This is a genomic window from Streptomyces sp. NPDC002306, assembly GCF_053593435.1.
Genome location: NZ_JBSFCK010000031.1, coordinates 20364 through 41901, shown reverse-complemented (window position 1 = coordinate 41901; position 21538 = coordinate 20364). Strand labels below are relative to the sequence as shown.

The window sequence follows — 21538 nt, the reverse complement described above, 5'->3', positions numbered from 1 at the left end:
GCGCCCCGCCCGCGCATCGACATGGTGACGCGTCGATGTGTCGACGTGGTGACGTGGTGACGTCGGATCATGTCCCTCGCGGCGGCGGCATCGGTCACGTCACCGGCCGGCCTCCTTGGGTCGGGGGCCGGTAGTGGTGGTGTCGTCGTCCCGCGCGGCTCCGACGCGGCGCAGGGAGCGGTCGGCGACGGTCACGCCGAGGAAGAGGACGCTGACGGCGAGCAGGAGCCAGGCGAGTTCGTGCAGGCCGCCGGTGTCGGCACGCGGTCCGAAGAAGGCCCCGTCGGCGGCGGAGGCGACGATGGCACCGAGGTAGCCGAAGGTGCGCAGGAGACCGGCGGAGGAACCCATACGGTCGGGGTCGGCCTGGTGGAAGACGGAGTTCTGCAGGGCGAGGCTGTTCAGACCCTGCGGGACGCCGAGCACGACGGCGACGCCCACAAGCAGCCACAGGGCGCTGTCGGCGTGCAGGGCCAGCAGCAGGGAGCACGCGGCTGTCTGACCGACGGCACCGACCAGCAGCTTGCCGCGGATCGCCTGGTGGCGTCCGGTCAGGGTGGACACCACCAGGGCCGTGGCGAAGAGCGGGAGTTGGACCAGTCCGGCCTGAGAGGCGGACAGCCCTCGGCCCTCCTCCATCCACTGGGTGTATCCGTACAGGAACGCGTAGCTGACGATGTAGGCGAGCAGGGCCCGGGCGTAGGTGGCGAGGAGCGGCAGGTTGCCGCCGAGGACGCGTAGGTCGATGAAGGGCTGCCGGGTACGCAGCTCGCGCCAGGTGAAGGCGGCTGCCGCGGCGACGGTCAGCGCCGGGAGGTACCAGTGGCCGCCGCCGGGGTTCATGAGGAACAGCAGCAGGCAGACCAGGGCCGTGGCGAAGAGCGCCATGCCGGGCAGGTCCAGGGCGGCGACGGGATGGCGGTCCGCGCCGCGGCGGGCGGCGGGGGTCGCGGGCAGTCGGCGGACGCCGAGGTAGAGGCCGGCGAGAGCGAGGGGGATGTTGACGGCCAGGGTGGCGCGCCATCCGCCGACACCGATCAGCAGGCCGCCGAGGCTCGGTCCGATGACGGCGATGGTCTGGGTGGTGACGGCGAGCGCGGTGAGGACCCCGGCGGGGCTCTCCTGTCCGGTGCGTCGGGCCTCGCTGCGGATGAGGTACATGGCGGCGGGATAGCCGGAGCAGGTGCCGAAGCCGAGGAGTACGCGCGCGGCGATGAGCACGCCGAGGCCGGGAGCGAGCATGCCGACGACACCGGCGACACCCGTCAGCGCCGTCCCGGCCAGGAACAGGCGGCGCGGCCCGAAGAGGTCGATCAGCCGGCCCACGACCGGCTGGCCTATGGAGGTGGCCAGATAGAGGGCGGAGATCAGCCATGCCGTTCGGGAGGGAGGTGCGCCGAAGGCGGCACCGATCGGTACCAGTGAGACGGAGATGATGGAGGAGTTGATCGGGTTGAGTGCCGAGCCCAGCATCATCGGAGCCAGCAGCCGCCGGTCGAAGGTCCCGCCCGACGTCTTGGCCGAGCGGGGGCGCAGCCGGCGCAGGCCGCGGGTCACCTTGCCGCTCACTACCGCACGATCCGTTCCAGTACGGCCGCCGCCTGGATGAGGGTCTGCCGTTCGGCTTCCGTGCACCGGTCCTCCAGGGCGCGGGTGAGCCAGCCCTCGCCGGCGCGACGGCGGTCCTCGAGGAAGGTGTGACCGTCGTGCGTGACGAAGACCAACTGCCGCCGGCCGTCGCCGGGGTCCGGACGCCGGGAGACCAGGCCGCGTTCCTCCAGTACGGCGACGGTGGAGGCCACCGACTGGTGCCGCACGCGTTCGGCGGCCGCGAGGTCGCTGACCGACGCCTCGCCGTCCTTGTCCAGCCGGCTGAGGACGGACGTCTGCGACGGCGTGAGGTCGCCGGGGTCATAGGTTTCGCGCATGCGGCGGCGGAGCCTGCTGAACACCACACGCACGTCACGCGCCGCCCGCAGGGCCGATTCGGACACGCCGGAGGTGTCAGCGATCTCGCTCATACTTACAGGTTAACTTGCGCAGGCTGGACTGCGCAAAGAGCTCGCCACCACCGACTCGCCACCACGTGACCACCGCACGCGGGACATGGACCGAGGCGACGCATGCGCGCGCCCCCTTCGGCTTCCTACGGCACGCGGTCCGCACTCGGCCGCGCGCGGCATCGACGCCGGATCACCTGTCGGCGGCCTTCCGGCGCTTCGTTCTGGCCTCCGTACGGCGCCGCAGGAGCGACTGGTAGGCCGCCGACCTCGCCTCGTCCGGGTCCACGAACTCAAAGATGTCCGCGGCCGTCCCGGCCTCGTCGGCGCCGCCGGTGAGGCCGACCTGTACGACGACCCACAGACCTTCACGGCACCGGGTACGGCACTCATCGCCCAGCCGTGTACGCCCGAGAGACGCCTCCGACGCGCAGGACTCGCCACTCACCATGCGCCACAAGGTGTCCAAGAAGTGCCGTCGGGCCATGGGCGACAGCTCCCCCGCCAGCGCGGCGAGGATCACACCGACCGCCGGAACGGAAGCCTCGAAGAGATTCGTACCGCGCTCCAGGTGATCGTCGAGGGTGTATCCGATCATGTCGCGGGCCGTCTCGGCCTCGATGATCACCTCGAACATCATCGGCACGTGCTCGGCCCTCTCACCGCAGCCGCACCTCAGGACATCCCACGGGTGTCGTTCCAACTCCGCGCGCACCAAGTCACCGACACCCACCGCAACCCCCTGCCGCAGACCGCAGACCGGTCTCACCGCAGACTGGCACAGGCGAGAAGGCGCGCCCACCGGTTTCCGTCGCGGAACCGGGGCCACGGCCGCGGCCTCGGCCGGACCGCGGGCGGCCGTTGTGCCGTGTCATGAGTCCCACTGGTCGCAGTACTCGATATGGATCTCGCGCGCGTTGCCGAGAATGCCGTCGCCGGAGTGCAACTCCGTGCAATAGCGGGGGTAGTTCGGATGGAGGGGGACGTAGCCAGGTCCGTTCCGCGCGACGTCGAGGAAGTGCCGGGCGGTATCGCGGAAAACCTTCTCGCTGCCGGTCATGAACAGCGTCTCGGCGTGGAGGTGCTGGTGGAACAGGTCTCTGTTCTCGCGGTGATGCCGGGTCCCGGGGTCGATGGCCGCGGTGTCCGTGTGTCCCGGGTCGGGCAGCGTCACGCTCCGCGGACGGCCCGGACCGAGTCGCCCGCGAAGTTCCTTCCAGCGTGCGGGCGCGAACTGGAGCGAGTGATGCGACAGGACGAGATCGAGCCGCCTGGTGCCGTCGTGGGGCAGTTCGTGGGAAGGGGGCCGATTGGCTCGCAGGGGCAGGTGGATCAGTGAACGAGGCGAGGAGGCGGCGAGCGTCCACAGGCCGCCGATCCGCCGCGCCTCGTCCTGGTCGGCGTAGGCGTCCAGGTGTCGATCGTGGTCGACGAGCACGGCGTGGGCCAGCGGCCGGGCGGGCCGGATGACGTTGAACTCCCGTGCGCCGAGGCGGGCTTGGTGAATGGTGAGGTGCAGTTTCATCGGTTCTCCGAGACCCGCGGGTCGCCTGACGTCGGCGCGAGTGCTCACTGTCAGGACGTGTCCGGGTCTCCCCTCGTGGCTATGGCTTGAGCGCATGACGTCGCTCTGGAGCTTCGGCCGGCGTCACCGTCCTCGTCGCGAGAACGCGACCCCGACGCATCGAACCCTCCCCCGCTTTCGCCATGGACGCCCCGGACGTGATCCTAGAGAGCCTCGGCGGTGATCACTCAACGAATTTCTCCCGGTACCGCCCGGCTCCCCGCGGGCCTCGCGGTGCGTGCGCCCGTCGCCCGCCCACAGCCACCGCCCCCACATGTCACCTCGGCTCCACCTTCCGTACCGTCGAGTGCATCAGCCTGGCGACATGAACGACTACCCCACGGCCCCCGAGGGCCCTGTGGACCCCGCGCACGCCATGGACCCCGTGCACCGCGTGGACCCTGTCGACTCCGTGGACGGGCTCATGGCTCTGCTCGCCGACTGCGAGGACAGTTGGGACACGCCGGACAGGTCCGGTGATCCGGTGGACATCCTCGACCACGGGCTCCAGGTCGCGGCCGTCCTGGCACAGCGGCACCCGGACGACGAAGAGCTCCAGGTGGCCGGGCTGGTCCACGACATCGGCCACCACCTGCTGCCCGGCGACGAGGCCGGCCACGGAGAGCACGCGGGGGCGGCCGTCGCGGCCCTGCTGGGACCGCGCACCGCGCGACTCGTCGCCCTGCACATCCCGGCGAAGCGGTACCTGGCGGCCACCGACCCGCGGCTCACACTCTCCCCGGAGAGCGCCCGCACCCTCGGCTGCCAGGGCGGTGCGATGACCGAGGCCGAGGTCGCAGCCTTCGAGGCCGACCCCGACTTCGAGGCCGCGGTGGCACTGCGCCGCGCCGACGACGCGGGCAAGGTCATCGGTCTACGGGTGCCGGGACTGGCCCACTGGCGGCCGGCCGTCGAGCGGGTCGCCGCGGCGGCGTCCGCCGGGCACTGACCGATCCGGGCCGCGCCAGGATCTCCCGAGCCGGGGCCACGAGCAGCCGTTTATACGTTTGTCAGCCCCTGTGGAACGAGAGAGCATCCGGTGCATGGACGAGCCTGCCGAAAATCTCCGTTCTGACCAGGTCGAACTGCGCCGCTGGCGCATGGGCGACGTCGACGCCCTCGAACGGGCGATCCACGAGTCGCTGGACCACCTGGTGCCGTGGATGCCCTGGGCGGCCCAGCACAGCCGGCAGAACACCTCCGATTTCCTGGCCCGGAACCAGGAAGAGTGGGAGACCGGACAAGCCTTCGGTTTCGCCATCACCTCAGGCACCGCGGTGATCGGCAGTTGTGGCCTCATGCGCCGCATCGGTGCGGGCGGGCTCGACATCGGCTACTGGCTCCATCCCCGGTGGACCGGCCGTGGTCTGGCCACGATGGCCGCGCTGGCGCTGGTCCGCCAGGGCTTCCGGCTGCCGGGCATCGACCGCATCGAGATCCATCACGATGCCGCCAACCCCGCCAGCGGGGCCATCGCCCGCCGCCTGGGCTTCACCGAGGTCGAACGCGTACGAGCACCTGAGGGGCAGCCCACCGCTCCGGGCGAAACGGGGACCGTGGTCATCTGGCGAATGACGGCGGCCGAGTGGAAGACCAGGACGGCCGAGCACGCTTGACCACGCGCGGAGGCCCCTCCTCGACCGCCGCATCCGCGCCTGGGAGGCCATCCGTGCCACCCCGTCGTCATCAGGCCCATCTGGAGGCCGTCTTCCGGTGATCGGACCACCGCGGAGTACGTGAATTCCCCTGCTGCCTACGGCACTCGGTCCCCGGCAAACCCTCCAGCCACCGTCACCGGCGTTCCACGCGCCGTCCGACGCTCCCGTGCGCCGGTACGTGTGGCCGGAATACCTCCGCCGGCCGCACGGCCCGGCCGCGCGTTGGGTATGCGTCCAGCACCGGTAGTGGCGAAGCATGGGGGGCTGACACGGTGGCACGCCTGTCGTGGACGATCCGCCCGTCATCACCGCACCCGCCCAAACGGCTCGCCGCACGCCCCGCGCGAGTTCAGGACCTCAACGGCCCCAGGTTCCGCGACGTGCTGCCCGCCCTCATCGGGGTGGTCATAGCGGTGTGCGCGGTGACCGCCGCACTCACCGCGGGCTACCGCACCGCCGGCATCGGCGTCCCTGTCACCGCGATCGTCCTCATGGTCGTCGCCGTCTCGATCGGGATCCGGCGACGACGCCCCAACGCCCGCCGCCGCCGTGGGCACTACACCCCCGAGGAACTCCTCGCACTCGACACCCAGGGCCTCGCGCTGGCGGTGGCGCGGATGCTCCGGCGCGACGGCTGGCGGGTACGGCTGCTGCCCGCTCCGGACCGGCCACGGCTGCGCGCCCGCACCCCGGACGGCCACCAACTCCACGTCGCTTTCCGGCCCGTGGCCGAGCCCCTGCCCGATGAGGACCCACCACCCCCGCACGCGCACCGGGACAGCTCCAAGCCACTGCGTCAACTCGTCGTGCACCGGGGCAGCTTCCAGACCCGGGACATCCGCTGGGCGCACCGCCAGGAGAACACGCTGCTCCTCGACGGCCCGGCGCTCCGACGCTGGGCCCAGGGAACCCCGCTCGGCGACCTGCTCCCCCAACTCGCCGCCGGGCCGCCGACGCCCCACCCCGCGCCTGACCACGACGACCGACCCGACTCCTGACGACTGGGCGCGCGGCGGCGGGGACGCCGTGTCGCGCCGCCGACCGACCCGTCTCGGCTCCGGGCCGTACGGCGCCTCCGGCGACCTACGCGTGGCGGACATAGGTCGGAGCCCTGACCGGCCCGGGCACCGATCCGGTGCTCGGAGCGTCGACGGCGTCGAGCGACCGTCGTTCCGCTCGGCTGCCATCCGTTCGGTCAGGACCGCGGCAGCACCTGTCCGTCGGGCGGCCGGACAGCGGCACCACGGACCGCCGTGGTGAGCTCACTCGGCGGACGGGATCGCGTTCCCGTCCCGGAGCCGCCCCGTGACCTTCGCGTCGGCGCCGCCGGTGCCGCGTACGGCGAGCAGGGGGCCCTGCGCGGCCGCCCGCACCGACCCCGACGCCTCGACGCGGGTGACGGACCTGCTTCCGGCGGCGAGCAGGTACCGGGTGCCGGACGGAGCCCGCCAGTCGGTGTGGGCCAGCACGTCCTGCCCGAACCGGCTGCACTCGGCGGTGTTCCGGCGGCCGCCGACGGCGCGTGCCGCCGACCTCGTGTCCGGGCCGAGGAAGAGGTATTCCACGCGGCCCGGGCCCTGCCAGGTGTCGGCCCGCGCGCATACCCAGGTCGTCTTGCCGGCCCTCTCCGGCAGGGTCTGGGTGGCGAACACCCAGTGGTTCACCGCGCGTACGCCCTGACCGCGCAGGCCGTCCAGCCGGCAGGCCGCTCGTGCCCAGCCCCGCAGCGCCGCCGGGCCGGTGGCCTCGCGCGGGGACCGAGGGCGTACCCCGGGCTCCGGGGGAGGCATGTACGTCAGATGGGCGGGTGACATCCCTCCGAGGTCGGCGAGCAGGAACGCGTGGTTCTCCACGATGCGCGGTGAGGACCGCAGTTGCACGACAAACCGCTCACGGCAGTCGCCCGCGGCCGGCGGCAGGGGTACGGGTTCCGTGAGGCCGTCGGCGAAACGGTGCACGGCGCGGGCCGCAGTGTCCGGCGCCAGCAGGTCACGGACGTCCGCCTCGGCGATCCAGGGCGCCAGCAGCAGCCGTACGGACCGGGGGGTGCGCGCGACGACGATCGCCGCGGCCGTCGTCACGTCGGCTCCCTCGGTGAGCGCGGACGACAGCTCGGGAGGGGGCCCGTCGCCGCGCAGCGGTTCGCTGTAGCGCACCGTGTTCAGGCCGTCGAGGAGGACGACGACCGCGCGGTCGTCGACGTCGCCCGCGAACAGCAGCCGCGGCGCCCGGCCGGAGCCGACGGGCGCCGCGCCCGGCTCGGTGACCCGCCGGCCCTGCCACGCCGGGTCGGACCAGGCCCGCAGGGCGCGGTCCAGCAGTACCCGGTCGCCGGTGCGCCCGCCACGGGCCGGCCAGGCGGTGAAGTCGACCCGTGCCGTGTCGGCCCAGGCGTCGGCCGGCGTGCGGGTCAGCAGGCCGACGTCCGTCGCGCGGGAGGGTCCGGACCGCCGTGTCGTGGTCCTGCCCCCGTCGTCGCCGCCGACCGAGAGGCAGAGCAGGCCGAGCGCGACGGCACCCGCCAACAGCGCTGCCCCCGTGGCGCGTACACGGTGCCTGCGCCGCAGCAGATCGGTCGGGCGAGCGTGCAGCAGGCACGGGTCGAACTCCGGCGCGAGCAGGGCGGGCGCCGCGGTGGCCGCGACGGGCGTGGCATTCCCGGGAACCGCTTCGCCCCGGGCGATGCCGGGCGGCCCCACCGCGTTCGGGCCGGCGTCCTTCGACCGGGCAGGGGACGCGCCTTCGTCCGCACGCGTGTCCCGTGGCGCGGCCTCGGCGACCAGCCGGCGCGCGGCCCGCAAGGCCCGCTCGGGTTCCACGACACCGACGTCCCGCAGGACGCCGGTCGCCTCGCTGGACGGCAGTCCCTCCAGCACGAGCAGCGCGCACGCCGCGCGCACCGGCCACCCGGCCTCCGCCAGGGCGTGGTCCAGAGCCAGCTCGTCGGCGCCTCCCGCCTGCGGGAAGACACGCAGGCCCCAGACCCTCGGCAGCACCGGGCGCCCCGGCCGCCGTACCCACGCGCGGGACCGCCGGCCACGCCGCGCGTCCTCCGACAGCGCCGCCCGCAGGACGCGGGTCCGTAACGCGTCGTACTCGTGCGCTCCGTCCGTCCGCCCGTCGACCGCCTGCCGCTGGCCCGGCACGACCAGTCCGCGGCGCGGCAGGGCCCGTTGCACGAGGCCATGTGCGGCCAGTACCCGCCGGTGACGGCCCGGGCGCCGGGGCAGTGTGACGTAGACGAGGCGGACCAGTCTGGCGTAGTGCTCCACCAGAGCGGCCTCCGCCCGCTCGACATCGAGCACGCGCAGCGCGCTGTCCGGGGTCGTCCGCCGACGCATCAACATGATCGCTTCGTTCTTCCGGTGTACGGGTGAGATCCGTTCATACGGTCAAACGAGTGATCTTCGCCCTCGTCACCTCGGTCGGTGCGCCACCACGGCGATCACCGGCGCGAAGCTCAGGCCTGCACCGTCGCGAACCACCCCGGCGTGCATCGATCGCCCGTCCGGCCGAGTGACATGTCCACCGGAGGCGCGTCGGAGCGGGCGGCCCGGGCGAGACCCCCCGGCCTTCCCGCCCGGACCCCGTCGCGGCGCTCGGCCGGCACCGCCGCCTCGGCACGAGGGCCGCCGGTGAAGCACCGTGCCGTCGGGGGCCGCCCCGCAGGAACAGCCGAGCCGATCCCCAGGAGGAATCATGGACCTCAAGCGTTCCAGAGCCGGCAGGGGCAGGAGACCGTTTCTCGCCTTCGCCGCCGCTGCCTTGGTGCTCGTGACCGCGCCCGCCGCGCTCTCCGACTCCGACGACCCCGCACCGCGCGGCCGCGGGACGGACTGTATTTCCACGCCCGCCCAGTACAAGGCCGCCTGGCTGGCGCGGAAGGTCCGCTGCGTCTCGCCCAGGCTGTTCGGTACCACCCACGCCCGCGGCAGCACGTCGCTCTACCCCAGCGGCTTCTGGTACGCCTGGGCCGGCTCGAACACCAACCTCGAGCGTTACCTCGAACTGCGCAGGAGCTACGGCGACACCCCGTCGAAGGTGGGCATCGGGATCCTGTCGTACGTCGGCTACCCGGGCCTCGACACCTGGTCCACCCCCACGGACCTCGCCGTGTACACCGTGCCGCCGGGTGTCCGCGCGCAGGTGCCGAGCTTCGAGACATGGTTCCGGCTGCTGGACGAGGAGTTCGGCGACTCCCGCGCCTACCCGCTCGCGGCCCAGACCAGCCTCGTCCACACCTACTCCCGGCTCGGTCCGCGTCAGGACGTCGTCCACTCGTTCCAGGCCGTGACCGGGTGCGAACGAAACGCCCTGCTCAAGGGAGAGGACCCCTCGGCGGCCATCGGCTGCGACAGATCCTTCCTCGACGCGCTCGCGGCCGCCGGCCCCTCCCCGTACACGACGGGCGAGTCGAAGTCCTGCTTCCACAACTTCGACACCCGGTACAAGGGCCCCCGGAACGCCTCCGCCCTGCGCGGTGCGCTGTTCCAGTGCCAGGACGCCGGCTTCCTCAACACCGGTACCGGACTCGGCTACAACACCTACGCCAATCCCTTCGTCTGCGAACCCGCCGCCAAGCAGTCGGTACTGCAGAAATACACCGGCAGGGAGTTCATCCTCCCCAACTCCGAACTCGACGAGCTCCCGAGCCACGTCAACCTCCCGCTGGACCTCGGCCGACCCGGCCGACGGGACTTCCTGTACGCCGGATACTGCTGACCTCCTCCGCTCACGGCGGACGGTTCCACCACCTCACCGGCCGTCCGGGACCCGGGCCAACCGGGTCCCGGCGGTCCGGCGAGTCCCCCGCCGCAAAAGAATCCGCTGGTGCCGACGATCGGGATCGTGGCAGCATCCACGGCATGACAACGAACCGAAAGGTCCATGCCGCGTAGTCGGCCAGGACACGTCCGGTCCGGTCTCGCCCGGCACCGGTCGCGCGACGCGAAGCCGGTCATCGACGGCCTGTCCGCACGCGCGCAGTCCGAGATCAGCCATCTCGAACGCGCCCGCTCCGGCCTGGACCCAGGAGACGTCCGCACCGCCCTGCGCCTGTGGAAGGACTACGTCCACCGTCCGGAGCGCCGGCTCTGGGACGACCACGACTACGGCGACCTTCACTGGGACTGCTGCGGTGACCCCTTCGAGGCCCGCGCCCTCCTCGACACCATGACGCGAGCCCTCTCACCCCGAAGCGCCCGCGAACTCCGCCGCATCGTCGCCCGGTCGGACGCCGTCTGGAACCGACGCTCCCCGCCGTACGACCCGAACCCCGGTCGCGGAACGAGCTGACGGCCGAGGACCGGTTCCGCCACGCACCGACTCCGCGCCGGAAGGCGCCGAGCGGCGAAGCTGCCGGTGCCGATCATGACGCGTACGCTCGTGTGCATGGTCCGGCACCGCATGGTCGAAGCGAACGGGATCCGGCTGCACCTCGCCGAGGAAGGCCAAGGCCCTCTGGTGGTGCTCCTGCACGGCTTCCCCGAGTCGTGGCACTCCTGGCACCACCAGTTCGCTCCCCTGGCCGCGGCGGGCTTCCGGGTGGTCGCTCCCGACCAGCGGGGATACGGGCGCAGCGACCATCCCGACGACGTCGACGCGTACAGCATCATGCACCTGGTGGGCGATGTCGTCGGCCTGATCCGGGCGCTGGGCGAGGACAAGGCGTACGTCGTCGGGCACGACTGGGGCGCGCCGGTGGCCTGGCACACGGCTCTGCTGCGGCCGGACATGGTGCTCGGGGTGGCCGGCCTGAGCGTGCCGCCCCCCTTCCGGGGCGTGGAGCCTCCACTGGCCGTCATGCAGGAGAGGTTCGGCGGCCGCTTCTACTGGAACTACTTCAACCGCCCCGGGGTCGCCGACGCCGAGTTCGCGAAGGACACGCGCACCACGTTGCGGAAGTTCTTCTACTCCGCCGCCGGCGAGGCTCCCGGTGAGGTCGAGCAGCCTTTGGTCGATCTCGAACGGGGCTGGCTCGCGACCATGACGGACCCCGAGGTACTGCCGGAATGGTTCACCGAGGCCGATCTCGACGCCGTCACCGAGAGCTTCTCCAAGGGCTTCACCGGGGCCCTCAACTGGTACCGCAACCTCGACCGCAACTGGGAGCTGACCGCCCCGTGGGACGGTGCCGTCATCACCTCTCCCGCCCTGTACGTCTACGGCGACCGCGATCCCGTTCCCGCCTTCCCCGGCACACCTGAGCTCATCGCGAGCCTCCCCGAGCGGATGCCCGGCCTGCGGCGCGAGCCCCTCGTGCTGAAGGGCTGCGGACACTGGACCCAGCAGGAACGCCCGGCCGAGGTGAACGCGGCCCTGATCGAGTTCCTCACGTCCTGCCCTTGAGACAGGTCCGCCCGGGCGCGGGACCCGAAGGGGCTCGTACCCAGGCGAGACGGGTACGAGCCCCAGTTGGCTTGCCCAGCCAGTGGGTGCGGCGCTGCCCTCCGGCTTCTACCGCAGGTAGGCGATGCCGTCGGTGGTGACGGCGGGGCGCCCGGTCGTCGCGCTGACCACGATCTTGATGGTGTGTTTGCCCGCGGCGGACCAGTTCTTCGTCCAGATGGCGTTGCGGTAGGCCGTGGTGGTCGACTTCAGGTCGACGGTCGCGGTCTTGGTTCCGTCGACGTAGACGACGGCCTGCCCCGAGGTGGCGGCCCGCGAGACGATCCAGGCCACCGAACGGCCGGTAAACGTCCAGCTCATCGACGCGTTCTTCGCCGAACTGCTCAGTGAGGCGCCGCCGAGGTAGCTGGTGGACGTCTTCTTGGTCCAGGTGCCGGTCCTGGTGGCGGACGTCTCCTGGACGATGACCGGACCGGCCGACGCCGTGGCGGTGGCGGTGTTGCCCGCCAGGTCCTGCGCGGTGAGACCGAAGGTGGTGGCGACGCCGGACTTGGCGGTCAGCTGCGCGCTGGTCGTGGTGGGCCCGTAGGTCTTCGCCGAAGGAGCGGTCAGGCGGACCTCCTTCAGGCCGGCGCTGTCGGTGGCCTTCCAGGCGAGGGTGACCGGGACGGCGGTGGTGTCGACGGTTCCGGTCCGCAGGGACAGCGTCGGCTTGGTGGTGAACACGGGCGGGGTGGTCTCCGCCGTCACCGCCACGCTCGGCGAGGTGCTGGTCCTGCCGGACTGGTGGGTCGCGCGGACCTGCACCGTGTGGCTGCCGGCGGCGAGGGTGACGGCCGCGGAGGTCGTGGTGCCGGTCTTGGTGACCGTGCTCCTGCCGTCGACGAGGACCTCGAACTTCGTGATGAGGGAAGCCGGTGTCGTGGCGGACCAGTTGACGGTGAGCGCTCCCTTGGTCAGGTAGGTGCTCCCCGACAGGCTCGCGCCGGTGACCGACTTGATGGCGAGTCCGGCCACGGGGCCCGCTGCCCATGTGCGCAGGGTCGGCAGCTGGTTGTACAGCGTCGTACCCGGGCACTCGGTGGCGTAGGCGTCACGATGGCCGGAGATCCGATTGAAGACCGCGGACTCCCCGAGGGCGAACTTGCCGTTGGCCATCCCCGCGGTCAGCGTCACCTTCCCCAGGGGATCCCTCTTGTACTGGCCGAGCTTCCAGGCCGCGAGACGCGCTATGGAGATCTTCGCGGCGAGGGGCGCGTCCTCACTCGTGTACGTGCCGATCACGGCGATGCCCGTGGTGTTGGTGTTGAACCCCTCGGCCTGCGCACCGATGACGGGCCGGTCGATGCCGCCCTTGCGCCCCTCGAAGATCGTGCCGCACTTGTCGACGACGAAGTTGTAGCCGATGTCCTTCCAGTTCTGGTTCAGGTGCAGCGCGCGCATGCCCCGGACGATGGCCGGAGAGTCGGCACACGAATAGGTGTTGGTCTGGGCGGTGTGATGGACGAAGACGGCGTTGATGGTCGTCCCGTACTGGGGAGCCTCGTTGTTCAGGGACTCGTCCGCTCCCCAGCCCGCCCGGCTCACGACGGGCGGCTGGGGGACGGTGGAAGTCGGTCCGGCCGTCGCACTCGCCGACGCCGTGGGCGGCCCCGACGTCGCGGAGGTCGCACCGGACGACGGTGAAGCCGTCGACGCCGTGGCGGTGGCCGTGGGAGCGGCCGAGGTCGCGCTCGGAGTCGTGGTCGGCGTACCGGCGGACTCGGTCGTCCCGACGGAGGGCGTCGGCGAGTCGACCGGAACGCTCGGGGTGTCGTCCGGCTCGGGGCTCTCGCCCTCCACGACGTAGGCCGCCTGCTCCATCCCCGTCCGGGGGGAGACGCCGGGATCGACCACGTCCAGCCGCAGGCCGCCGGGCAGCGTACCGCCGGCGGCGACCTTGATCTCCACCCCGTCCGACGGACCGAACCAGGCCGCTTCCGTGGCTCCCCGCATACCCGTGCGCGGGGTGTCCTCCCCGCCGCCGCCATCAGGGCCCAGCGTCGCCCACGAGGACCACTTCCGCGTCCCCACGCTGCGGACCCGGGCCTCGACCGTGCCCCGGACACGCTTGCGCGGATCGTCCCACGACAGCCTCAGCATGCTGAACGGCTCCACGTCGGGCCGGCTCAGCGAGACACCGCCGGCGTCATCGGCGCGCAGAGCGGTCGACCGCACATGCGTGGCGACCGGCCCCTCCGCCGCCTTCGCGTCCGCGCCGGAACCGGCATCGTCCCGGGTCTGGACGACGAACACTCCCGCTGACACCGCGGTCGCCACAGCGACCGCCCCCCACACCACACGCCGCTTCACGCAGCCCACCCCATGCACCGTCGGATCAAGACATGACGGACCCGCAGAAGGGCAGCTCACTCAGTCGCCCCGGGCCCGGAGAGAGGGAATCTACACGGCCGAACTCAGCTGCCTCACAGGGTGGTTGCCCCGGCCACTCTCGCAGGGACCGGGCCCGCAGTTCCCTCACCAAGGCGCGCACGGTGGCGGATCCGGCCGACTCGGGGGTGGTCACATGACCATCGTGCGGGGCGAAGCGATTCCGTCGCGGTCGGTGCCGTAGGCCTTCTCCCCCCGCATCGGGGCTGCGTGCCAGCAGGGGCCACCGATGATTCTCGCCGTTCCCCACGGTCTCAGGGTCCGTAGCGTGAAACGGAACAGGAAGCGGAGGGCGAGGAATGAGTCGGTTCGTCTTGATTCCAGGGGCCGGGGGTGCGGCCTGGTACTGGCATCGCGTGGTGTCCGGGCTGCGGGCCAGGGGTCACGAGGTGGTCGCTGTCGATCTGCCCGGCGCGGACGCGTCCGCGGGGCTGCCCGAGTACACCGACGTGGTGACCGACGCGATCGGCGGTCACGATGACGTCGTACTGGTGGCCCAGTCGATGGGCGGCTTCGTCGCGCCGATGGTGTGCGCTCGCGTGCCGGTGGTCCGGCTGGTGCTGGTCAACGCGATGATCCCGCTCCCGGGCGAGACGCCCGGACAGTGGTGGGACAACACCGGATCGTCTGCGGCCCGCATCTCCGCGGCGGAGGCGGGTGGGTACACCACGGAGGTCGACCTGGACATCTACTTCCTCCACGACGTACCGGCCGAGGTCGCCGCCGCCGGTGAGGCGCATCAGGGGCCTGAGGCCGACATCGCGTTCGGCCAGCCCTGCGACATCGAGAAGTGGCCCGAGGTGACCACACAGGTGCTGGCCGCGGTCGAGGACCGCTTCTTCCCCCTGGAGTTCCAGCGCCGAGTGGCCCGCGACCGCCTCGGGCTCGACGTGGACGAGATCCCCGGCGGTCACCTCGCCCTGCTGTCGCGGCCGGTCGAACTCGTCGACCGGCTGACCACGCAGGTGCCGTGAAGCGCCGGAGCACGAGCCGGCGGGGGCGAGCGGCACGGACGGGCGGCGAGGGGGTGACGACCGGCACGGACGGGCGGGCACGGGGGTGGCCGCCGGCACGGACGGGCGGGCACGGGGGTGGCCGCCGGCACGGACGGGTGACGACGGGTGGCGACGGGCTCCGGGGCGGGGCACGAACGCCCCACCCCCGCAACCGCCTTCGCTCCGCCGCCCCCTCGTCGTCCCCGCCCCGCCCCCGTCAGTTCGCCGCGGCGAAGGTGTAGCTTCCCGCCGGCAGGTGGTAGCTCGCCACGCCCGCCGGGACGGCCTGGGCCGGGGCGACGATCGACTCCGGCCGTGAGGTGGGCACGGTCACGGTGGCGAAGGTGTTCACGGGTACGGTGACGCGCAGTTCGAGGCGTCCGCCGGAGATCGACCACCTGCTCGCCGCGCTGCCGAACGGCGTGTCGTAGGTGCTCTCGGCGGATGTCAGGCCGCCGCCGGGCCGGGGTGCGACGCGCAGGGAAGCGTAGCCCGGACTCCCGGGGCCGAGACCCCCGACGCTGCGGTAGAGGAAGTCGCCGACCGAGCCCAGACCATAGTGGTTGAACGAGTTCATGCCCGGGTCGTTGAAGGAGCCGTCGGTACGGATACCGTCCCAGCGCTCCCAGATCGTGGTGGCTCCCCGCTCGATCATGTAGCCCCAGCCGGGGAAGCCGCGCTGCGACAGGATCTGGTACGCGGTGTCGACGTGCCCGTGGTCGGCCAGCACGGGCAGCAGGTTCTCGACGCCGAGGAAGCCGACGCTGAGGTGCCCGTTCGACGCCGCGACCTTGGCGGCCAGCTTGTCCGCGGCCGGCTGGACCAGGGACGCGGGCAGCAACTCGAAGGCCAGGGCCAGCACGTAGCCGGTCTGGGTGTCGCCGCGGACGCTTCCGTCGCCGGTGACGAACCGCGCGGTGAAGGCCGCCGCCACCTGGTCGGCCAGCCGCCCGTAGCTCGTGGCCTCGGCCGCGCGGCCGGTGGCCGCCGCCATGCGCGAGACCAGGCGCGCCGACCAGGAGAAGTAGGCCGTGCAGATGAGGTTCTGCGCCGTGTTGTCGTTGACGTTGAGCCAGTCGCCGAAGGTCTGCCGGTCGCGTATCAGGTCGCTGCCGGCGGTGCCGCGCAGATAGTCGACCCATCTCGCCATGGCCGGGAAGTGCCGGTCGACGACGCCAAGGTCGCCGTACCGCTGCCACAGCGTGTACGGGACGATCGTCCCCGCGTCTCCCCAGCCGGCCGTGCCGGAGCCCCCGATCACCGCGGGCGCGACATCGGTGAAGGCGCCGTCGGCCTGCTGGGCGTCCGTCAGGTCGTCGGCGAACTTGGCGAGGAGGGCGTGGGTGTTCAGGTTGAAGGTGGACGTCGCGCAGAAGGCGGCGATGTCTCCGGTCCAGCCCAGGCGCTCGTCCCGCTGGGGGCAGTCGGTCGGGATCGAGAGCATGTTGCTGCGTTCGCCCCAGACGATGTTGTGCTGGAGCTGGTTGAGCAGCGCGTCCGAGGTGCGGAACGTCCCCGGCTGCGCGGCATGGGTCCACACCGCGCGCCCCGTCACGGTGCCGTCGTCTGGGCTGAAGCCGCTCGGCACGCCGCTGAGCTCGACGTACCGGTAGCCGTGAACCGTGAACCTGGGCTCGTACGTCTCGACCCCGCCGGTGCCGGCGAGGGTGAACCGGTCGGTGGCCTGGGCCGCTCGCAGGTTGGTGGTGTAGAGCGTGCCGTCGGGGTTGAGTACCTCACCGTGCCGGATGCTGACCGTGGTACCGGCCTCGCCGCGCAGTGCGACGCGGTTCCAGCCCGCGAAGTTCTGTCCCAGGTCGAAGATCCACACACCTGGCCGCGGCTGCGTGATCGACCCGGCACGGAACTCGTGCTGGACGGTGACGCCGTCGTCGACCTGCGCGATCAGATGCGGTGCGGTCCCGTCGTGGACGACGGCGCCGGCCCAGCCGCTGTCGTCGAAGCCGACACCGTCCCAGCCGTCGATGTGCAGACGCGCGTCATAACTCTCCCCGTGGTACAGGTCGTCCGCGGTGATCGCGCCCGTGCTCGCCTTCCAGCTGTCGTCCGTCGTCACCCACTGGGTGGTGCCGTCGGTGAAGGTGATGAGCAGCTGCGCTGCGTACCACGGCTGAGTGCCGTACCGCTGGCTGCCGGCGAAGCCCAGGCTGCCGGAGTACCAGCCGTTGCCCAGCCAGGCGCCGAGCACGTTGGATCCCCGCAGGATCCGGGCGGTGACGTCGAAGACCTTGTACTGCACGCGTTTGGTGTAGTCGGTCCATCCGGGGGCCAGCACGTCCTGGCCGACCTTCGTCCCGTTGAGCGACGTCTCGTGCAGGCCCAGCGCGGTGGTCAGCAGCCGGGCGGAGGCCACCGGCTTGGTCACCGTGAAACTCCTGCGCAGGAGCGGCGCCGGCCGGACGATCCGCACCCCGGATCCCCACGGACCACCGCCGTACGAGGCGGCCACCCGCGCCGCGGGCCAGTCACCGTCGTCGTAGCCGGACGTCTGCCAGCCGGTCGGCGCGCTCTGGTACGACTTCCACGACGCGTCGGTGACGAGGGTCGGGCCACCGGTCATCGTCAGCTTGGCGATGAGTCCGGCCGGGGACTCGGTCGTGTTGCCGCTCGCGATCGCGATCGTGTTGCCGCCGGTCGTGAGGTGGGCGGTGATGTCGACCAGGGCGGCGCTCTTCCATGAGTCGGTCACGCGTGGCGAGGCACTCACCAGAGTGCCGTTGATCCATACGTCCACGGTGTCGTCGCCGGTGACGACCAGGGTCGCGGCGGCGGGCGCGTTCGTCAGCGTGAAGGTGCGCCGGAAGTAGCGGGTCTCGACGGGACGCCCCGCCGCGGGATCGCCCTCGGGGTACCAGATCCAGCCGGCGCCCGACAGATCCGGGCCCGACGGCAGGCCGATGAACGCGGCACGCCACTCGTCGGCGGGTGTCAGCAGCCCGGTCTCGAACCACTGCGGCTCGCTCCACGAGCCCAGCCGGCCCTGGGTGTCCCAGACGCGCACGCGCCAGAAGTAGCGGGTCAGGCTCGTCAGTTCCCGGCCGGCGTAGGCGATGTCGATCTGCCGGTCGGACGGGACGCGCCCGCTGTCCCACATGTCGCCGCCACCGGTGGCCGTGGACGAGACCTGGACCTGGTAGCCGGCCTGTAGTTGCTGCCGCTGGGTCGAGTCGAGCCGCCAGCCGAACCGCGGCCGCGCGGTGTCGACCCCCAGCGGGGCCGCGTGGTGTTCCACGGTGCAGCCGGCCACGCTCAGCGGCGACGCGGCCGCGAGGTCGGGAGCGGCGACAGCGGTGTACCAGGGGGCGATCCCGTAGGCGCCGAGGTCCCGGGCGGCGGGCCAGCCGCCGTCGCCGAAGCCGGACCGCTCCCATCCTTCGGGCACGTCCTTGCCCGCCGACCAACTGCCGTCGGTGACGAGGTCCGTCGTGCCACCGGCGGTCACGACGCGCAGCCGCCCGATGACACCGGCGCGGCCACCTGTGTTGCGGCACGCCAGCGCGAGGGTGTTGGCCCCCGCCCTCACAGCGGACCCGAGGTCCACATACAGGGCCCTGCGCCACGAGTCGGCGTCCCTGGGCGATCCCGCCAGCGGCTTCCCGTTGAGCCATACGTCGACCGAGTCGTCGCCCGTGACGACGAGTTGCGCATCGCTCACGTCGCCCGGGGCGACGGTGAATCCCGTACGGAAGTAGCGGTATCCGGAGGGGGCGTCGGCGCCCGGAGCACCTTCCGGATACCAGATCCAGTGGGCCGGGGAGAGGCCGACGGGCCGCACGCGCGGTGCGCCGGTGGCGGCCTGCGCGCGGCCCGAGAACGCTCCGACGGCCCCCGCGGCGAGGACGCCCGCGGCCAGTGCCGATCCGGTACCGAGGAAGTGACGTCGACTGAACGGGGGTCGGTCCTGGGGCGTGGGTGAGTCGGCGCCGTGGGGGGTGGTCTGACTGGCCAACGGAGTACTCCTTCACACGGGTCGGGCGAAGCAGGACGGCTCGACCGCGCGGTGGACGCGGACGCGGGCGGCCGGTTGGGGCACAGGGACGGGCGGCGGAGGGACACGGAGGGAGGGGAACGGATGGGAACGGGATGGGGGCGGAATGGGTTGAAACGTTTCAATCCCTGGGTACGGTCGCACCGTACGAGAGTTGCCAGGAGTGGTCAATAGGTTCGGTGTGCCCGCGGGGTGGCGTGTTCGAGGCGGTGCCACTGGGCCGAACGGGCCGCCAGATGGGCCCAGTTGACCGGCAGAGCCGGTCACCGCACCTCCCGGACGACCGACACCGAAGGTCCGGCACTGGATGCGTTCTTACCGGGTCGGGGGTGGCCGGACGGCCGGTCATCGACAGTCCAAGTCTGCGCAATGGATGCGTATGGCCTCTGTTTCCGCCGTGTCCCGTCATGCGTTGATGAACCGTCCGGAACGCAAGACCGAATCCGGCCGGATCACCGACTCATGGGAAGCGCGAAGAGCATGAACAGCAGACGCACACGTCAGGTGTCCGACGTGACGGCACCGCTCCTCGCGTCCGGCGACGAGATCGACTGTGTCGGTCTCGCCAAGGTCGGCTCGGTCTCGGTGCAACGGCGCCTGCTGACCACGACGTTGGCCGCGGCTCTCAGCGGCGGCTCCCTCATCGCCGTCGCTCAGCCGCGTCCGCTGTACTTCGCCCTGACCCGGCAGCGCCTGCTGTTCTTCGCCCCGGACCCGCTCGGGGGCAAGCCGGGCAGGCAGCCCGTGATGGACCTGCCGCGGCAACTGCTGACGGTCGAGCCACCGAGCAGCGCCCTGCTCGGCCTGGGCCTCAAGACCGTGCTGGGCGTCGCCGGTGGCGACCACGGACTGAAGCTCACGTTCCCACCCGCGTACAAGTCCGACGCCCGCGACCTGACGAGCAGGCTGCCGCAGTCCACCTGAGCGCAGCCCTGGCCGGGGGCTGGCGGAGTTCGGGTCGTGTCGTGGACGACGGCTCCCTTGGATCCCTTGGACGGCTGAAGACCGAGGACGGCTGTTTCGCCGCCGCGTACCCGCCCGGCCGCCACCGAGGTCCTGTCGCACAAGGCCGGCCGGGCGACCACGGTCCGAGCGCCGCGCCGACCGGCCGGTACGGCCGATGACGGGTACCGCCGATGGCCGGTACCGCCGCGATCGGGGCGATGGTGCGGCCGCCGGGCCTCCTCGCGCTGGGCGCGGGGCACGTGACCCTCGGCGAGGAAGTCGGCGGCCGCGATGCGCGGCTCGGCCACCGCCCGCCGCCGAATACCGAGGGCGGTACACCCCGAGTGCCCGACCGGGCCGCCGATCTCGGGCAGCGACGGCGGCGGAACGGGGCCGGTCACCGCACCCGGCGGCGTCGATGGAGGCCACCGCGTAGCCGTACGGGCGCGGTCCGCCGGGCCCCGGGCCACCAGCCGGGCCTACCCCTCGGGCAGGACGTTGTTGCGGGCCGTCAGGATCAGCACGGCCGGAGCGGATCGAAGCAGCGACCGCGGCAGTCCGCCGCTGTCGGCCGCGGTCCGCCGCAGTCCGCCGCAGTCCGCCGCAGTCCGCCGCAGTCCGCCGCGGTCCGCCAACGAATCATGTGCGCGGAGGCTCCCCGGCAGGATGAGCGCCCGGCCACCGGGAACCACGAGGGTTCCCGGCTCTCGGCGACCGGCTCCCGGGGCTCCTCCCCTGCGCGATACCCCAGCCGCAGCGACCTGGCCCCAGTGATCCGGCAGCAGCGCCCTGGCCGCGGTGACCCGGCCACCGAGGCGCGGCTCCGATGCGTCTTGCGATCAACGATCGAAATCTCTTAGCATCTAAATAACTTAGAAGCTAAGGTAACTCTCGCACCGAAGGATCACTCATGAGCGCACACGGAGATGTAGATCTCGGCCACACCGTGGCCGGGTGGACCGGCACGGCCGTCGCGGTGATCGGATGCACGGTCCTGGGTCTCGCCGTCGTCACCGTCTCGCTCGCGATCGCCCTGAGCGGTCTGCTGGTGATCGCCGCGGCCGTGCTCGTCACCTGGCTTCTCCACCTGACCGGTTGGGGGAAACCCAGCGGCCCCCGCCCGCAGAGCCAGTGGTCGTGGCGCGTACGGGATCTCAGTGCTCGTCAGGGTCATCCCGGTTGCATGGGCTGCCGACTGGCAGGCCGCACCGGCGGGGCCGCCTCCACCGCTGTCGCCGCCACACCGGCATCCGCACCCGCGCCCGTGCTCACCGCTCTGGAACCGCGACGACCGTAGGGGCATCAAGCGCCGCTACGGCTACCCCCGACACAGCCACTGCCACCGCCACCGCCACCGCACGACACGGGTGATCCGGCTCCGCTCGCGAGCCGGGTCACCCCTTTCGCGTCCTCCAGCAGAGGCAATCAGACCCTCCCGGGCCGGCAGACAGCCGCCGGGTTCCATCGATCACCAGGACAAGACCACCACTTCACCCGCCGACAAGCCTGTCTCCGACGCTCCGGCACCCCAGTGCCCCGCCACTCCGGCACTCCGCACTCCGCACTCCCGGAACCGTGGCCTCGTCGCC

Annotated in this window: 17 protein-coding genes and 1 pseudogene; 9 read left to right on the top strand and 9 right to left on the bottom strand. The window is 72.0% G+C overall.

All coding sequences use genetic code 11. The features are described from left to right. Positions 1–99: 99 nt before the first annotated feature. From ACWCQK_RS33925 to ACWCQK_RS33910, 4 genes are all read right to left on the bottom strand, one after another. A complete protein-coding gene (locus ACWCQK_RS33925) occupies positions 100–1557 on the bottom strand; it encodes an MFS transporter (RefSeq protein ID WP_451161722.1) in 1458 nt (485 codons plus the stop codon). 11 nt (positions 1558–1568) lie between these two features. Further along, a complete protein-coding gene (locus ACWCQK_RS33920) occupies positions 1569–2021 on the bottom strand; it encodes a MarR family winged helix-turn-helix transcriptional regulator (RefSeq protein ID WP_451161682.1) in 453 nt (150 codons plus the stop codon). A gap of 172 nt (positions 2022–2193) precedes the next feature. Continuing rightward, entirely contained in the window at positions 2194–2646 is a 453-nt protein-coding gene (locus ACWCQK_RS33915) for a hypothetical protein (RefSeq protein WP_451161680.1), read from the bottom strand. A gap of 225 nt (positions 2647–2871) precedes the next feature. After that, complete coding sequence (locus tag ACWCQK_RS33910; protein ID WP_451161678.1) at positions 2872–3525, bottom strand: hypothetical protein; 654 nt, start codon at positions 3523–3525, stop codon at positions 2872–2874. A 364-nt stretch (positions 3526–3889) separates the two neighbouring features. Here ACWCQK_RS33910 and ACWCQK_RS33905 point away from each other — a divergent pair, with 364 nt between their 5' ends. The 3 genes from ACWCQK_RS33905 (at position 3890) to ACWCQK_RS33895 (ending at position 6220) form a co-directional block, all read left to right on the top strand. Next, positions 3890–4513 carry an HD domain-containing protein gene (locus tag ACWCQK_RS33905; protein WP_451161676.1) on the top strand — a complete coding sequence of 208 codons (624 nt, stop codon included), beginning with the start codon at positions 3890–3892 and terminating at the stop codon, positions 4511–4513. Positions 4514–4607: 94 nt separating this feature from the next. Continuing rightward, positions 4608–5180: a GNAT family N-acetyltransferase gene (locus tag ACWCQK_RS33900; RefSeq protein WP_451161674.1), complete on the top strand. Its 573-nt coding sequence runs from the start codon at positions 4608–4610 to the stop codon at positions 5178–5180. Positions 5181–5494: 314 nt separating this feature from the next. Further along, positions 5495–6220 carry a hypothetical protein gene (locus tag ACWCQK_RS33895; RefSeq protein WP_451161672.1) on the top strand — a complete coding sequence of 242 codons (726 nt, stop codon included), beginning with the start codon at positions 5495–5497 and terminating at the stop codon, positions 6218–6220. Between the two features lie 264 nt (positions 6221–6484). Here the strand turns inward: ACWCQK_RS33895 and ACWCQK_RS33890 are convergent, their stop codons facing one another. Then, a complete protein-coding gene (locus ACWCQK_RS33890) occupies positions 6485–8569 on the bottom strand; it encodes a hypothetical protein (protein WP_451161670.1) in 2085 nt (694 codons plus the stop codon). A 352-nt stretch (positions 8570–8921) separates the two neighbouring features. On the opposite strand from ACWCQK_RS33890, the gene ACWCQK_RS33885 reads away from it, so the two are divergent. From ACWCQK_RS33885 to ACWCQK_RS33875, 3 genes are all read left to right on the top strand, one after another. Further along, positions 8922–9944, top strand: a complete 1023-nt coding sequence (locus tag ACWCQK_RS33885; RefSeq protein ID WP_451161668.1) for a hypothetical protein — start codon at positions 8922–8924, stop codon at positions 9942–9944. A 165-nt stretch (positions 9945–10109) separates the two neighbouring features. After that, positions 10110–10517, top strand: a complete 408-nt coding sequence (locus ACWCQK_RS33880; protein ID WP_451161666.1) for a hypothetical protein — start codon at positions 10110–10112, stop codon at positions 10515–10517. A gap of 96 nt (positions 10518–10613) precedes the next feature. Continuing rightward, positions 10614–11570 carry an alpha/beta fold hydrolase gene (locus tag ACWCQK_RS33875; RefSeq protein ID WP_451161720.1) on the top strand — a complete coding sequence of 319 codons (957 nt, stop codon included), beginning with the start codon at positions 10614–10616 and terminating at the stop codon, positions 11568–11570. A gap of 108 nt (positions 11571–11678) precedes the next feature. Here ACWCQK_RS33875 and ACWCQK_RS33870 read toward each other — a convergent pair whose 3' ends face one another. Further along, on the bottom strand, positions 11679–13922 hold the full coding sequence (locus tag ACWCQK_RS33870) for an N-acetylmuramoyl-L-alanine amidase (RefSeq protein ID WP_451161664.1): 2244 nt from the start codon (positions 13920–13922) through the stop codon (positions 11679–11681). A gap of 377 nt (positions 13923–14299) precedes the next feature. Between ACWCQK_RS33870 and ACWCQK_RS33865 the strand changes: the two genes are divergently transcribed. Next, the gene (locus ACWCQK_RS33865) at positions 14300–14974 is read left to right on the top strand and encodes an alpha/beta hydrolase (RefSeq protein WP_451161662.1); all 675 of its coding nucleotides are present in this window, start codon (positions 14300–14302) and stop codon (positions 14972–14974) included. A gap of 238 nt (positions 14975–15212) precedes the next feature. On the opposite strand, the gene ACWCQK_RS33860 is transcribed toward ACWCQK_RS33865, so the two are convergent. Further along, positions 15213–18965: a family 78 glycoside hydrolase catalytic domain gene (locus tag ACWCQK_RS33860; RefSeq protein WP_451161660.1), complete on the bottom strand. Its 3753-nt coding sequence runs from the start codon at positions 18963–18965 to the stop codon at positions 15213–15215. Between the two features lie 552 nt (positions 18966–19517). Between ACWCQK_RS33860 and ACWCQK_RS33855 the strand changes: the two genes are divergently transcribed. After that, positions 19518–19928, top strand: a complete 411-nt coding sequence (locus tag ACWCQK_RS33855; protein WP_451161658.1) for a hypothetical protein — start codon at positions 19518–19520, stop codon at positions 19926–19928. 248 nt (positions 19929–20176) lie between these two features. Here ACWCQK_RS33855 and ACWCQK_RS33850 read toward each other — a convergent pair. Together ACWCQK_RS33850 and ACWCQK_RS33845 are read right to left on the bottom strand one after the other, a co-directional pair. Continuing rightward, positions 20177–20422 (bottom strand): annotated as a pseudogene (locus tag ACWCQK_RS33850) (alpha/beta hydrolase); the annotation flags it as partial. A 6-nt stretch (positions 20423–20428) separates the two neighbouring features. Continuing rightward, entirely contained in the window at positions 20429–20584 is a 156-nt protein-coding gene (locus ACWCQK_RS33845) for a hypothetical protein (RefSeq protein ID WP_451161656.1), read from the bottom strand. 275 nt (positions 20585–20859) lie between these two features. On the opposite strand from ACWCQK_RS33845, the gene ACWCQK_RS33840 reads away from it, so the two are divergent. Continuing rightward, positions 20860–21246 carry an HGxxPAAW family protein gene (locus ACWCQK_RS33840; protein ID WP_451161654.1) on the top strand — a complete coding sequence of 129 codons (387 nt, stop codon included), beginning with the start codon at positions 20860–20862 and terminating at the stop codon, positions 21244–21246. Positions 21247–21538: the final 292 nt, after the last annotated feature.